The sequence below is a fragment of the Paenibacillus mangrovi genome (genome assembly GCF_022898935.1).
Lineage (GTDB): Bacteria > Bacillota > Bacilli > Paenibacillales > Paenibacillaceae > Paenibacillus_AQ > Paenibacillus_AQ mangrovi.
In genome coordinates, this window is the sequence record NZ_JALIRP010000006.1 from 329,483 (window position 1) to 344,234 (window position 14,752).

The 14,752-nt window shown below is 43.8% G+C and carries 9 protein-coding genes and 2 pseudogenes; 9 read left to right on the top strand and 2 right to left on the bottom strand.

The annotated features are described in order from the left end of the window. Window positions 1-44: 44 nt before the first annotated feature. The 4 genes from MUG84_RS16810 (at window position 45) to MUG84_RS16825 (ending at window position 6,660) form a co-directional block, all read left to right on the top strand. Window positions 45-275: a DUF4357 domain-containing protein gene (locus MUG84_RS16810; RefSeq protein ID WP_244726717.1), complete on the top strand. Its 231-nt coding sequence runs from the start codon at window positions 45-47 to the stop codon at window positions 273-275. A gap of 228 nt (window positions 276-503) precedes the next feature. Next, window positions 504-3,755, top strand: a complete 3,252-nt coding sequence (gene hsdR / locus MUG84_RS16815) for a type I restriction-modification system endonuclease (RefSeq protein ID WP_244726719.1) — start codon at window positions 504-506, stop codon at window positions 3,753-3,755. Beyond that, entirely contained in the window at window positions 3,756-5,243 is a 1,488-nt protein-coding gene (locus MUG84_RS16820) for a class I SAM-dependent DNA methyltransferase (RefSeq protein WP_244726721.1), read from the top strand. After that, entirely contained in the window at window positions 5,236-6,660 is a 1,425-nt protein-coding gene (locus tag MUG84_RS16825) for a restriction endonuclease subunit S (RefSeq protein WP_244726722.1), read from the top strand. The genes MUG84_RS16820 and MUG84_RS16825 overlap by 8 nt, the downstream gene beginning before the upstream one ends. A 76-nt stretch (window positions 6,661-6,736) precedes the next feature. On the opposite strand, the pseudogene MUG84_RS16830 reads toward MUG84_RS16825, so the two are convergent. After that, window positions 6,737-6,944 (bottom strand): annotated as a pseudogene (locus tag MUG84_RS16830) (stage V sporulation protein R); the annotation flags it as partial. A gap of 266 nt (window positions 6,945-7,210) precedes the next feature. On the opposite strand from MUG84_RS16830, the gene MUG84_RS16835 reads away from it, so the two are divergent. Beyond that, window positions 7,211-8,134, top strand: a complete 924-nt coding sequence (locus MUG84_RS16835) for a phospholipase D family protein (RefSeq protein ID WP_244726724.1) — start codon at window positions 7,211-7,213, stop codon at window positions 8,132-8,134. Between the two features lie 70 nt (window positions 8,135-8,204). Here the strand turns inward: MUG84_RS16835 and MUG84_RS16840 are convergent. Further along, window positions 8,205-9,029: pseudogene (locus MUG84_RS16840) on the bottom strand (SpoVR family protein); the annotation flags it as partial. Between the two features lie 345 nt (window positions 9,030-9,374). Between MUG84_RS16840 and MUG84_RS16845 the strand changes: the two are divergent. The 4 genes from MUG84_RS16845 (at window position 9,375) to MUG84_RS16860 (ending at window position 14,746) form a co-directional block, all read left to right on the top strand. After that, complete coding sequence (locus tag MUG84_RS16845) at window positions 9,375-11,048, top strand: extracellular solute-binding protein (RefSeq protein ID WP_244726727.1); 1,674 nt, start codon at window positions 9,375-9,377, stop codon at window positions 11,046-11,048. 99 nt (window positions 11,049-11,147) lie between these two features. Continuing rightward, complete coding sequence (locus MUG84_RS16850) at window positions 11,148-12,053, top strand: ABC transporter permease (RefSeq protein WP_244726729.1); 906 nt, start codon at window positions 11,148-11,150, stop codon at window positions 12,051-12,053. Between the two features lie 35 nt (window positions 12,054-12,088). Then, window positions 12,089-12,973 (top strand): carbohydrate ABC transporter permease, encoded by an 885-nt coding sequence (locus MUG84_RS16855; RefSeq protein ID WP_244726731.1) that lies wholly within the window; start codon window positions 12,089-12,091, stop codon window positions 12,971-12,973. 39 nt (window positions 12,974-13,012) lie between these two features. Further along, window positions 13,013-14,746, top strand: coding sequence for a sensor histidine kinase (locus MUG84_RS16860; protein WP_244726733.1), 1,734 nt, complete (start codon window positions 13,013-13,015; stop codon window positions 14,744-14,746). Window positions 14,747-14,752 lie beyond the last annotated feature (6 nt).

A 14,752-nucleotide genomic window follows, 5' to 3' on the forward strand; every position in this document is an offset into this window, starting at 1 on the left:
TTGTCTTAGAGAACTCCCAATGTCTGAAGCAGGTGCAGAATTCAATGCCTGAAGGTTATCTCAAACTCCGCGAGAAGTTAATTGAAACGAATGTTTTGGCGGATAACGGTAGCTTGTATGTATTTAGAGAAAATGCAATATTCTCAAGTATCAGCGCCGCTGCGGCGGTTATTTTGGGAAGGTCGGCAGCTGGTCCAATCGAATGGGTGGATTCTGATGGTTTATCGTATAAACAAAATCAGGAGAGAAAGTACAGCGTCCTAGAGCCCCAATAAGAAAGTAAATATTGATCTATTCGATAAGCTGGGCTGCTCATGGCATCCCGGCTTTGTTTTAGATGATGTAACACAGAGCTTGAATGAATTGATAATAAAAGGTGTTTAAGGACTTTATATCGAATAATGATAGAATCTGCTACTATAGAACTAGTCTTATTATGCATTCGTGATAGATAGTTGTTATCAGAACCTGTAAATATCAACTGCGTATCGAGGTGTGGTGAAATGGTTGGAAACTTTAAATTTTTGCAAAACCACTGGGAAATCTTATCGAACCTTGGCGAGATGGCGGAGCGTAATGTGCTCATTGATCCGAACACATCCCTGATTAAACTCCGCATGTTCGGCGAGACATTAACGAAATACATATGTGCGATGGAAGAAATGGATGAGACGAAGGAGCTTTCGCAGGTCGACCGGTTGTCACAGCTGAAGCGGGAGGATCTCATAGCCGATGACATCGTGGATTACTTCCACACCCTTCGCAAGATCGGAAATAAAGCCGCTCACGAACCAGGTTACGGTTCAACGCGTGAAGCGCAAGCTTTGACGCTGCTGGCTTTCCGGCTTAGCGTTTGGTTTATGCAAGTATACGGTGATTGGAATTTCCAAGCGCCTGAATATATAGAGCCAGCAGAGCAGCAGGATACCGCTAGCAATGAAGAACAGCTGGATCAGTTGGCAAAAGCCTATGAAGAGAAGATGGCAAAGCTCCAGCAAGAGCTGGCTGCACTTCGCCAGCAACAGACTAATGTTACACAAGAGGATAAAAAGAAGCGTCATACGAAGTCGAAGCAAGCAGGCAGTGCCTTTACGCTTACGGAAGCTGAGACAAGGCTCATTATCGATGAGAAGTTGTGTCAAGCTGGTTGGGAAGTAGATTCCCAAACGCTGCGTTATGGACTAGGCACTCGCCCGGAGAAAGGGCGCAATATTGCTATCGCGGAATGGGCGCTAAAGACAGGATTCGCGGACTACGCACTGTTCTGCGGATTAGAATTAGTCGGGATCGTAGAAGCGAAGCGAATCAGCAAGAACGTAGAAGCGGACATCGCTCAAGCCAAAAAGTACGCGATGCAAGTCGTACGCCATGGCGATGAAATCATCCACGGACCGTGGGGCAACTATCAGGTGCCGTTCCTATTCTCGACGAATGGTCGTCCATACCTGGAGCAGCTGAAGCATATGTCCGGTATTTGGTTCCTGGACGCTCGCAAACCGACGAACCATCCGCGTCCACTTCAAGCGTGGTATTCGCCGCAAGGGCTGAAGGATTTGCAACGGCAGGATGTAGAGAAGGCAGCCAAAGACTTGCAGGACGAGACGTTGGATTACTTGAAGCTACGTCCTTACCAGGAGGATGCAATTCTGTCTGTTGAGGGAGCGATTGATAACGGACAGCGTAGCATTTTGCTGGCGATGGCGACTGGCACCGGCAAAACCCGTATGGCAATCGGGCTTATTTACCGTCTGATCAAGCATAACCGCTTTAAGCGTATTCTGTTCCTAGTGGACCGTTCGGCGCTGGGGCGTCAAGCAGAAGCGGCGTTCAAGGACTCCAAGCTGGAGAGCTATCATTCGTTTACGGAAATTTTTGAGCTTCAGACATTGGATGATAGGAAGCCGAATCCGGAGACGAAAGTGCAGATCGCTACTGTACAAGGGATGGTCAAGCGTATCTTCTATAACGAATCAGACGAGGCGGATATTCCATCCGTTGACCAATATGACTGCGTGATCGTCGATGAAGCCCATCGCGGTTATACTCTGGACAAGGAAATGTCCGAGCTGGAGCTAGAGTTCCGTGACCATGAGGACTATGTCAGCAAATACCGCAAGGTGCTTGATTATTTCGATGCGGTCCGGATCGGATTGACGGCAACGCCGGCTCTGCATACGGTTGAGATTTTTGGGCGTCCGGTCTTTAACTATTCATATCGTGAAGCGGTTATCGACGGGTATCTGATCGACCATGAACCTCCTATGCAGTTCGAAACTCAACTGAAGAAGCACGGGATCAAATGGCAGGTTGGCGAAGAAGTTGCAGTGTATGACATTTCGTCAGGTAATATTGAGAAAGAGCTGCTGCAGGATGAAATCAATTTGGAAGTGACCCAGTTCAATAAAACGGTCATTACGGAAAACTTCAACCGCGTCATTCTGGAAGAGCTGACGAAATATATCGATCCCGAATCAGACGGAAAGACGCTTATTTTCGCCGCGACCGACGATCATGCAGATATGGTTGTGCGGATTTTCAAGGAAGAGTTGGAGAAAGCATATGGCGCGGTAGACGACAATGCCGTCCTCAAAATAACAGGATCGATCAAAGATCCGCTGCATGCCATTAAGCTGTTCAAAAATGAACGGCTGCCAAGCATCGTCGTAACGGTCGATTTGCTGACAACGGGCGTAGATATTCCAAGCATTACGAATCTCGTTTTTCTTCGTCGCGTGCGTTCGCGGATCTTGTATGAACAGATGCTAGGCAGAGCGACGAGAAGGTGCGACGAGATTGGCAAGGATCATTTTATGATCTATGACGCCGTTGGAATCTATGAGACGTTGAAGCCGTACACGGACATGAAGCCGGTGGTGACGAAGCCGACGGTATCGCTTGATGTGCTGACGAATGAGCTGGCACATCTGGAGAGCGAAGAGCTGGGCAAGCCGCATAAAGATCAGATCATTGCCAAAATGCAGCGCAAGAAGCGTACTTGGATGCAGAAGGACCATGACGACTTCAAGGCACTGTCCGGCGGGATGAGCATTGAGAAGTTTATCGAAGACTTAAAGAGCATGAGCGCTCTGCAAGCAAGCGCTGATTTGCAGGCGAAGAAGCCGCTGGTTGCTTTTATTGATGAGAATCGCGGCAGAGGACACCGGATCTATATATCGGAGCATGAAGATAAGCTGCTCTCCACCTCGCGTGGTTATGGTGACGCCGACAAGCCGGAGGATTACCTAGAAGGATTCCATGCATTTATCACAGAGAATCTGAACCTGATCCCGGCGCTCACGATTATTTGCACACGTCCGAATGACCTGACACGTGATGAATTGCGCAAGCTTCGAGTGGAGCTCGACCAGAAGGGCTATTCGGAGAAAATGCTTCAGGCGGCATGGCGGGATGCGAAGAACGAAGATATCGCAGCGGACATTATCAGCTTTATCCGTCAGCAGGCGCTCGGAGACCCATTAATTAGCCATGAAGAGCGGATTGAAGGCGCGATGAAAAAAATATATGATATGAAAGTCTGGTCGAAGGTTCAAAAGGACTGGCTGAAACGAATCGAGAAACAGCTGCTCCAGGAATCGGTCTTAGACCCGAATCCAGAGAGAGCATTTGAGGTAGAGCCATTCAAGAGCAAGGGCGGCTATAAGCAGCTGAACAAGATTTTCGATGGCGAGATGGACACGATTGTAAAAACAATTAATACAGCATTGTATACACCACGAAAGAGGGATTACGCGTAAATGGGCAATCAGGATATTGTACAGAAGCTTTGGAACTTGTGTAAGGTACTTAGAGGTGATGGTATTACGTATCATCAATATGTAACGGAACTGACCTATGTATTGTTTTTGAAAATGATGAAGGAAACTGGTAACGAGGTTATACTGCCGGAAGAGTACCGATGGGATTCGCTCACGGAACGCCATGGAATAGCGCTTCAACAACATTACAGACAGTTGCTGCTTGATCTTGGTAGCCAAGGTAACGAAACAATCAAGCAGATTTATTTAAATGCAACCTCAAATATTAATGTACCTAAGAACCTGGAGAAAATCATTACGTTCATCGACCAGCTAGACTGGTACAGCGCAAAGGAAGAGGGTCTTGGCGATCTGTATGAGGGATTACTAGAAAAGAATGCTAGTGAGAGAAAATCGGGAGCAGGGCAATATTTTACGCCACGTCCTCTTATTGATGTGATCGTCAAGCTGGTCGACCCGCAGCCGGGCGAGCGTTGTAATGACCCTGCAGCAGGAACATTTGGTTTCATGATTGCGGCGGATCGCCATGTTCGCAGTAAAACGGACGATTATTTCGATCTAGGGGAGAAGGAAGCCGAGTTCCAGAAGCACCAGGCATTCACCGGCGTTGAACTCGTAAAAGATACACATCGCCTCGCGATGATGAATGCCATGCTTCACGATGTTCAAGGCAAAATTACGCATGGTGATACACTGTCTGACATTGGTTCAAATTTAAAAAACTATGATGTAATTTTGACGAATCCTCCATTTGGAACGGATCAAGGTGGAGAACTTCCAACTCGTGAGGACCTAACATATACGACGACGAACAAACAACTTAATTTTCTTCAGCATATTTATCGTGCCTTAAAAGCGAATGGTAAAACACGCGCGGCAGTTGTCCTGCCGGATAACGTATTGTTTGAGAGTGGAGTAGGTGCTAAGATCCGTGCCGATCTGATGGACAAGTGCAATCTACATACTATTTTGCGTCTACCAACAGGCATTTTTTACGCGCAAGGCGTTAAGACGAACGTCTTATTCTTTACGCGTGAGAAGACGGACAAGGACAGCACAAAGGACTTATGGGTATATGATATGCGTACAAATATGCCAAGCTTCGGCAAGCGGACTCCGCTGACTGTGGCTCATTTTGATGCTTTTGTGGCGGCTTATACGGCGGAGGATCGCATGAAGGTAGAAGATGAGCGCTGGAACGTTTTCACACGTGAGGATATTCGTAAGAAGGATGACAGCCTCGATATTGGCTTGATTGCCGACGAGTCTCTGTCCGCTTATGGTAACCTGCCTGACCCAATTGACTCGGCTGAGGAAGTGATTGGGAAGCTGGAAGAAGCGCTCGCATTGCTTGGCGAAGTTGTTGCCGAATTGAAAGCAATTGAGACGAAGCCGGTTAGTTATGAGGAAAACAAATCATCACTGGCAAAAGTCGCAGAAGCATCCGGGGTGTACGGCAATGAGTAAGAAAAATTCTAAGTCGCAGGAAGAGCTGTTGAAAGAGGCTTTGGTTCCAGAAGATGAGCAGCCTTATGAGCTGCCGGCGAATTGGGTCTGGACTATAATGAATAAAGTCGTTGATGTAAGAGATGGTACTCACGATACACCTAAATATGTTGACAACGGCTATCCATTAGTAACATCCAAAAATTTGAAAAATGGTTTGATTGATTTTTCAAATGTACAATATATCAGTGAAGAAGATCATATTGTAATAAATAAACGATCAAAAGTTGATGAATATGATACTTTATTTGCGATGATTGGTACGATAGGCAATCCATGCTATGTTGAGAATATACAGAATGAATTTAGTATAAAAAATGTTGCATTATTTAAGCCAAAGTTGATTGAAGCCAAGTTTTTATTCAGGTATTTAAGTAGCCCTCAGTATATTGAACCACTTGTTAATAATGCTAAAGGGAGTACACAGAAATTTGTATCTTTAGGTGTTCTAAGAAACAGCAAGATCCCACTTCCACCATTAAACGAACAAAAACGAATCGCTGACAAAGTCGAAAAGCTCTTGAACAAAATCAATCATGCCAAACAACTAATTGAAGAAGCCAGAGCAACCTTTGAACTTCGTCGAGCGGCGATTTTGGACAAGGCTTTTCGTGGGGAGTTTACAAAAAATAAGATTTGTTTAGTAGACAATGTCATACTAAATTCAAACAAAGGTCAAATGATAGATGATGGAAAAAGCGAGGATTTACACAGACAATTAGTGAATATTATCCCGAAAAATTGGATTATTCATCCATTAGGTAATTTACTGCGTGAGGAAACGAGCATTTGTTACGGTATAGTCCAAACCGGTAAGGATACACCAGATGGAGTTCCAACAGTGCGTGCGGGTGATTTAAAGAATGGTTATTTTGATGTAAAAAGTTTGAAAAAAGTTGATAAAGAAATTGAAAAAAACTATCCACGTTCTAGACTTTCTGGAAGCGAATTATTAATTTCAATACGTGGTAGTGTTGGGTATGTTGGTATCCCTACTTCCGAGATGCAGGGAATAAATGTATCACGAGAAGTAGCAGTAATACCAATGAATAGGTCATTAACACAAAAATATTTGTCTTATTATTTCCAGTCTCCTATTGTACAAAACTATTTGAAATTAATTACCAAAGGTGTAGCCCAGCAAGGAATAAATTTAAATCAACTACGTACTTTACCTGTACCAGTACCTTCAATTATTGAACAAAATGATATAGTGAATTTTTTAGATGACCTGTTAGAAAAAGAAAAAATAATTAATCAAAATTTTGAAATGTTAAATGAAGATAATCTTAATAAATTGTCACAGACCTTGCTTTCCAGAGCGTTCCGTGGGGAATTGGGAACAACTGACTTAGCTGAAAAAAATGCTCTGTGCTAAAATTAATAAAAGAAATCATCTGGATAAACGAATAGGTTCCAGATGATTTCTTATTTACTATTGATTTATATCGAAAAAACTTCCGACTAACCTTCTTCCCATCATACATAAACGATAAGGCTTTCTCCTCTACAACCGTCTCCAAATAAACCGTCTAACCCCACAGCTGATAAACATAAGGCAGCGACCGCTCCACATATTTCAAATCCAATTCTACACTTTCAATTTGATACAGCAAGAAAAAGCTCGCCGTTGCGTAAATAATCGCCATCCTTAACAATGAGGGCTGCACAACGGAAGAGTTTAGCTTGGCGTATTCAACAGTCACCGGTATGTCGTCTCTTACAAAGTGCTGGAAAACGGAGAGCGCTATGTGATAACTCATTCAAGCACGGTGCAATGAAGCGCAATCTTAAATATTGATCCTAAACCGATTCCTGAGGGAGTAGGTATTTTTATGCTCGAATCAAGGATGGATGCAGGTAAAATGTTTTTTTATGTCGAATAATGCAATGGAATTTGTGGTTGGATATGCAAGGAGGAAATTTTAATGAGTCAGTTCTTAGGAAGTGCGTTCCGTAAGTCATTAATCGAGCAACTAGGAAAGAGTACCCGTTCAATTACCATTATCTCCCCATATGTGACAATGCCGGCTGTTAGAGAATTAATCAAAAGACTGCCAAGTACGGTAATAAAGCGTTCCCTTATTACGGTACCGCCAGGAGTTGAATATGTGAACGGAAGCGTGGATGTAGCAGCACTTGAGCAGCTAAATCAACATGGGTTTGAAATTCATTGGTTACCGAATCTACATGCAAAGATTTATTTGCTTGATGAGAAAATAGCTTTTGTAGGATCTGCGAATTTTACTACAAACGGCTGGGAATTGGATCAAAAGGGTAATGTAGAGGACATGATCATGTTCGAAACAAGCAAAAGTGACCGTGATCATATCAACACACGTTACATAACCACTTCTACGTTGCTTGACTTGAATGGAAAATGGAAAAAAGATGTAATTGCACAAAAACAGAAATTTCAAGAATTGAACTACCAGTTAATGAAATCCGTGCAAATTGACTTTCCGAATAATAATGGAGCAAACGAGCTCGCGGTATTTTCTGATTATAAATTACCGCCAAACGGATATCAGTTTTACTTCAAATTCACTATTGCAAAAGTAACATGGCAAAAAATCAAGAAGGATAAATCCGCAATTCGATTAAAATTAGGTGGAGAGAAACAATCGCCAGATGCAACAATTACAATCCCTTTCAGTAATTTCGGTAAGTATTTAACTAGTCTGTATACAACTGATAAACGACAAGATTGGCAATTTGGACTATATGTTGATAACGAACAAAATTTAACACTCAGAATAAGAGATAAAGTTATTTCAATTAACCGGAAAGATTTAATTGGTACACTTAGAGTAGATATCACTGTAACTAAGAAGAGAAGGGCAAATGGATAATCTTAATTAGATGCGACCTGGCTTAAAGTGAGGTCGTTTCTTTTTGTAGTTAGAGCTAAGCACCTTGGCGAAACGAAGCCCAGCCTTCGTTCATGATTTTCGTTTCCATCTGAGGCCAGAAGTACAGCATTTCCTCCCGCAGCATGCTCATGATATCCCGCTGCCAGTCCTCCAGCACCTCAGAGAATTCCTGAATGAACCACATGATATCCTTCTCAGGCTCGGGCGGAAAATGGCGTGAAGCCGCTGTGCCCTTTTCTTTACTTTTGGGCTCACCCAGACTCCATAAATCATCATAATCGCCGGCAGGCCGTTCCTTCTTGGCGGATTCCTTTTGCTCCTTCATTTTGAACGCCATATAACTTTGCTTGTCAAAATGCTGCTGCGGCTTGATCAGCTGTGGATCGACATGCTCCTGTATGCTTAGAACGGCGTCGATGAAACTCTCAACGGCCTCCGTACCGTACTCCATCTCGTAACGGCTGATCCGTTCGGCTGTAGCGGACATGCTCTCGACCATATTGCGGTTGGAGGCGGAGAAACGGAAGTTGTTTTTAAAGAAATCGCAATGGGCGAGAACGTGAGCGACGATCAGCTTGTTCTGGATTAGCGAGTTGCCATCGAGCAGAAAAGCGTAGCACGGATTGGAGTTGATGACGAGCTCGTAAATTTTGCTGAGCCCGAAGTCGTACTGCATTTTCATTTTGTTGAACGTTTTGCCGAAGCTCCAGTGCGAGAAGCGGGTGGGCATACCGTATGCGCCAAACGTGTAGATGATATCAGCCGGGCAGATCTCGTAACGCATCGGATAATAATCCAAGCCGAAGCCGTCGGCTATTTCCATAATTTCGCTGATAGCATATTCGAGCTGCTTGATTTCGTCTTGATTACTCATGATTGGATGGCTCCTTCCTGTTTGCGGAAGAGTGTACGCAGGGATTTATTTATACATATTCACAAAAGGCGGAAGTATGAACTGACGTGACCATTGCGGGAACAGCAAACGATACGATTGGCATCAGTGACAGACGCATCTTGAAGTTGATTCGAAAGGGTTGACATGCTCCTGAATGGCTAGGACATCAAGGACTTTCTTCAATATCAAGAGGTGTATACGAAAGTAAAGACTAGTATATGGAAATGGAGATGGGCTCTTTTCTATACTTAAAAGCAGGAAGGATCATAAAGAGAAGAGAAATCATCTGCAGCGCACACATTGAGAACATTGAGGAGGGGTTATATGAAAAGCAGCAAATTCTTGTTGAGTGTTGCCCTGGTTCTGTGCATGGCATTGACGGCATGTGGTAACTCCAACAACAGTGAAGGCACAAAAGAGGCAGAGAAAAAGCCTGAGACAACGCAAGAGCAGGGACAGAAAGAAGATGAGAATCAGGTCATTGAAGTTTCGACGGTATCACCAAGCGACCCGTATCTTAAATTCGACGAGGGGGAAAGTTTCGATAAGAACGCCGTGTATGACGCTTATGAGAAAGATGTCGGCGTAAAGATTACGAACAAATGGGTAGCGGCGGATGATCCTCAGTTCAAAGAAAAATTAAAAATGACGATTGCATCCAACGACCTGCCGGACTTCGTGCGTGTGAATGCAACACAATTGAAAGAACTGACGGAAGCGGACATGATCATGGACATCACGGATGTGTATGACCAAAACGCGACGGATGAAACAAAGAAATTTTTGATGATGGACGGCGGCATGCAGATGAAAACGGCCACGTTCGACGGTAAATTAATGGGGATTCCGAGCTCCTATAATCCTTACCAATATCAGTACTTGTACGTACGTACGGACTGGCTTAAAAAGTTGAACCTGCCAGAACCGAAGACAATGGCTGACCTCCTGACGATCGCTGAAGCTTTCAAAACGAAAGATCCAGGCGGTTCAGGTAAAGCTTACGGTATTGCGGTAAGTAAAGATCCATTCAATAAAGATACAGGAGTGACCGGATTACGCGCATTCCTTAACGGTTACCATGCTTATGAAAATCTCTGGATGGAAGATGGAAACGGCGGACTGATGAATAGTGACATCCAACCGCAAGTGAAGGATGCACTTAAAGCACTTCAAGATATGTTTAAAAAAGGTCTTATCGATCCTGAGTTCACGGTTAAAGATGCCGATAAAGAATCCGAGCTTATTTACAACAACAGCATAGGTCTTGTATTCGGTGCTTCCTGGACACCGGCACAGCTGGCAAAAGGCGCAGTTGTAGACGGTAAAGTTGTTCAAGAATGGGGCGTATACCCGATTCCTTCCGTGGACAGCAACCCAACGATGAACCAAATCGGTTTAGGTGTTGACGAGTACTATGTCATTTCCAAAAATGCTAAGCATCCTGAAGGCGTTATCAAATTACTGAACCAATATATCGTGACACAGTCTCATCCAACTGAAGAACAAAAAGTGTATGAATACGGTAAAGATCTGAAAGAAAAAGGAGCTAACTACTGGTTGCTTAACCCGCTTCGCGTAGGCAGACAAATCGATAACAACGGCGAAATCTTACCGAAAGCAATCGAAACGAAAGATACTAGCATTCTGGAAACAAAAGACCAAAAAACGCGTTATGAGCGTGCAATGAAATATGTTGACGGTAGCGACATCAACATGTGGTGGGAGTACCTGATTTCGGGTCCGAACGGAGCGGTATCGCATAACCCTAAAATCCAGCAAAATAAAGAATATCTGCAAAACAAATTCTATGGCGCTCCTACGCCAACAATGGCAGAACGTCAAGAAATCTTGACCAAGAAGCGTGACGAAGTATACTTCAAAATCATCATGAACCAAGTGTCTGTAGACGAATTCGACAAATTCGTTGAAGAGTGGAAAAAACTTGGCGGCGACGAAATTACGAAAGAAGTTAACGAATGGTACAAAGCAAGTAAATAATGTTTAGCACGGGCGATGTTTAGCAAAACCAATGGAGGGATTGATTTGATCGAAGTCAGTCCCTCTTTCTATACAGAGAAACACTGCGAGGTGAAGGGCATGAGTGGGTTAACGCGAATGTTTAAAAAAGAATGGCCGCTTCATATAATGCTGCTGCCAGGTCTTATCATCGTTCTTATCTTCAGTTACATCCCTATGGCGGGAATTATGATGGCGTTTCAGAAATATATGCCTAATAAAGGGTTGTTCGGTTCACCTTTTATCGGTATGAAGAACTTCCGATTATTGATGGAGTATCCGGATATTGGCCAAATCTTTTTTAATACGATATTCATTGCGGTTATGAAAATCATCGCAGGGCTGATCGTTCCGATTACGATCGCGATTCTATTGAATGAACTGCGTAAGGAATGGGTTAAGAGAACCTTTCAGACGCTTGTATATTTGCCTCACTTTTTGTCTTGGGTTTTGTTAAGCGGTATTTTGATTGATATTTTGTCACCATCCTCCGGGATTCTCAATCAAGTTTTAGGATTGTTCGGAATTAAGCCGATCTTTTTCTTGGGCAGCAACAGCTGGTTCCCATATGTGATGGTTCTCTCGGACGTGTGGAAGGAATTCGGCTTTGGTACGATTGTCTATCTGGCGGCACTTACGAATATTAATCCGTCGCTTTATGAGGCAGCGCAAATCGATGGTGCAAGCCGCATCAAGCAGATTTTTCATATTACGCTTCCAGGCATGATGCCGATTATCATTCTGATGCTGACCTTGAGTATTGGGAATGTACTTAATGCCGGATTTGATCAAATATTTAACATGTACAGTCCTCCGGTCTATGAAAGCGCGGATATTATCGATACATTCGTCTACCGTATGGGGATCCAGCAGGCTCAGTTCGGATTTGCAACGGCTGTAGGGCTGCTGAAATCAGTCGTAAGCTTTATTCTCATCTCATGTTCCTATGTGCTAGCTTATCGTGTAGCGAATTACCGCATTTTCTAGTGTTATAGCAGGTAATTCAGAAGGGAGACGTACCCGTGCCTAACCATAGCTCATGGTCTAGAAAGGTGTTTCTGGTATTTAATTTCATCTTTCTAGCTTTTATATCCTTGTTGTGTCTTATGCCAATTATTCATATATTAGCAATCTCATTCAGCTCAGGAAATGCGGCAGCAGCTGGCAAAGTAACATTGTGGCCTGTTGATTTCACGACGGCTGCTTATGACAACGTATTCGGAAAGCCGGAATACTTACGCGCCTTCTGGGTGTCTATTAAACGCGTTGTGCTCGGTACGTCGATCAGCATGCTGCTGACGATTGTTACGGCGTATCCTTTATCGAAAGATACTTCGCAGTTTAGATTGCGTACCTGGTATGCTTGGGTTTTTGTATTTACGATTCTCTTCAGCGGCGGCCTTGTACCAATGTATTTAACGGTGAAGTCGTTAGGCATGCTGGATTCCATTTGGGCCTTGGTCTTGCCAGGAGCGGTTCCGGTGTTCAACGTAATTCTATTGCTTAATTTTTATCGCAACTTACCGAAGGAGCTGGAGGAATCCTCACGAATCGATGGGGCCAGTCACTTCACGACATTATGGAAAATCTATGTACCGCTGTCTTTACCCGCTCTTGCAACCACAGGTCTCTTCACGATTGTGGGACACTGGAACAGCTGGTTTGACGGGATTTTGTATATGAATCATCCGGAGAATTATCCGCTGCAGTCATTCTTACAGTCGATTATTATCAAAAATGATTTCCGCTTTCTTAAGGCGGAGAACGTTGAATTGATGATTAAGTTATCAGATCGTACAAGTAAGGCGGCGCAGATTTTCGTCGCAGCATTCCCGATTCTAATCGTCTATCCGTTCTTGCAACGGTTCTTCATTAAAGGAATTGTGATGGGCAGTGTCAAAGAATAGTATCGGATTGCTTACTAAACGAATGCAGGTGAACAGATCATGAAAATCCGATTTTTTCTGAACGATTCCTCCATATTCAAGAAGATAATGGCTGCCTTTCTGGCGGCCTTGTTGCCGCTTATGATGGTTACCTGGCTGATTAATGAGAAGGGTTCGAATAATATTCGGAGGGGGATTTCGGAGTCTATTCTGAACATGACAAGCTTCTATCTGGATTCACTGGATAACGAAGCGGATCGGATCAGCCGGTATTTGCCGAACTATGTAATGGATAAAGATTTGATGGAACTCGCGGCGACAGGCACAGAGATTAGTTATTACGACCGCTCACGAAAAATATTAGACATTCAGAGACGGCTCGATCTGATGAAGAATTCAAGCCCGTTTATACAAGAGGCAAGGGCCTATGTGCCATTGCTTGAACGTACCATTCTGAGTTCGAAATATGAAACATCCATTAACGAACCGGAATTTATAGCGATGCAGCAAAGCGCCAAAACATATGATGGACCGCTTGTGTATTGGAATGACCGGATATTTATTACGATGCAGTATCCTGCCACTTCGGTGAGAAATCCGACTTATGTCGTGGCGGTTGAATTATCTAAAACGAAGATTAAGGAAATTCTGACGCAGATCAACGGCGCGCAGGGAGCGCAAAGCGTATTGATAAATTTGGATCGCGGATGGGAAGCGCAGAGCGATAAGGATCCGTTATTGCTGAAACGCATGAAAGCCTTTGCCATCGACAAGCGGAATGCGAATTCTGAAGAAGGCTACGAGACGCTTAAATTCGATGGAAAGCGTTATCTTACCGTCTATAAATATTCGAAGTTATGGAATTCTTACTCGATTACGTGCGTTCCGGAAGCCAACGTGTTAGGACCGCTGCAAATGTATCGAATGTTGTTCTGGGTGGCATGTATTCTTGCGGTATGCATCGTGCTCTTCTTCTCTTATTTTCTATTAAGACTGATCTACCGTCCGCTCATGAAGCTTGTTCATTCGTTCCGGCGCATGCGGCAGAACATACTGGAACCGATCACGATCGATCGCGGGGCAGACGAGTTCGGTTATTTGTATCAGGCATTTAATGATACGGTGATATCCTTGCGAACACTCATTGAGGAAAATTACGAACAGCAAATTCGCAATCAACGCTCGGAACTTAAGCGATTGCAGTCGCAGATTAATCCTCATTTTCTATATAACTGCTTTTTCGTGTTATGCCGTTTAATTAAGTCGGAGAACCAGAAGGAGAAAGCTTACCAATTTTGCCTTTATATCGGCCAATATTTCCAGTTTATTACCCGCAATGACGAGGATGACATTCCACTGGAGCTTGAAGTGAATCATTCCCGCACCTATGTGGATATGCAGAGGATTTGTTACGGTGATCGGATCGAAGTTCTATTTGAAGGAGAAGTACAGAATTTAACCGTTCCACGGCTTATTTTGCAGCCGATTATTGAGAATGCTTACGAGCATGCCTTTGGCAATATGGTACAGACGGGTGAGCTGTGGGTTCACAGCAAGCTGCACGATGATGTATTCTCAATTTATGTTGAAGATAACGGCCGAAGCATCACCGATGAAGAAATTGAGCAGCTTCAAACGCGGCTGCGGCGATCGTCCAAGCGAATGGAAGAGACGACCGGTATCATGAATGTCCATCGCAGAATACAATTGCGTTATGGCGAAGAATATGGCATAACCGTGTCACGATCTGAACTTGGCGGGCTTCAAGTTACAATCAATCTGAGTGCAAGCTAGAGGAGG

Excerpts from the sequence above, each read along its gene's own strand:
- MUG84_RS16810 (WP_244726717.1), top strand. The coding sequence starts at position 45 with ATGCCTGAAGGTTATCTCAAACTCCGCGAGAAGTTAATTGAAACGAAT.
- MUG84_RS16860 (WP_244726733.1), top strand. The coding sequence starts at position 13,013 with ATGAAAATCCGATTTTTTCTGAACGATTCCTCCATATTCAAGAAGATA.
- MUG84_RS16835 (WP_244726724.1), top strand. The coding sequence starts at position 7,211 with ATGAGTCAGTTCTTAGGAAGTGCGTTCCGTAAGTCATTAATCGAGCAA.
- MUG84_RS16825 (WP_244726722.1), top strand. The coding sequence starts at position 5,236 with ATGAGTAAGAAAAATTCTAAGTCGCAGGAAGAGCTGTTGAAAGAGGCT.
- MUG84_RS16820 (WP_244726721.1), top strand. The coding sequence starts at position 3,756 with ATGGGCAATCAGGATATTGTACAGAAGCTTTGGAACTTGTGTAAGGTA.
- MUG84_RS16845 (WP_244726727.1), top strand. The coding sequence starts at position 9,375 with ATGAAAAGCAGCAAATTCTTGTTGAGTGTTGCCCTGGTTCTGTGCATG.
- MUG84_RS16850 (WP_244726729.1), top strand. The coding sequence starts at position 11,148 with ATGAGTGGGTTAACGCGAATGTTTAAAAAAGAATGGCCGCTTCATATA.
- hsdR (WP_244726719.1), top strand. The coding sequence starts at position 504 with ATGGTTGGAAACTTTAAATTTTTGCAAAACCACTGGGAAATCTTATCG.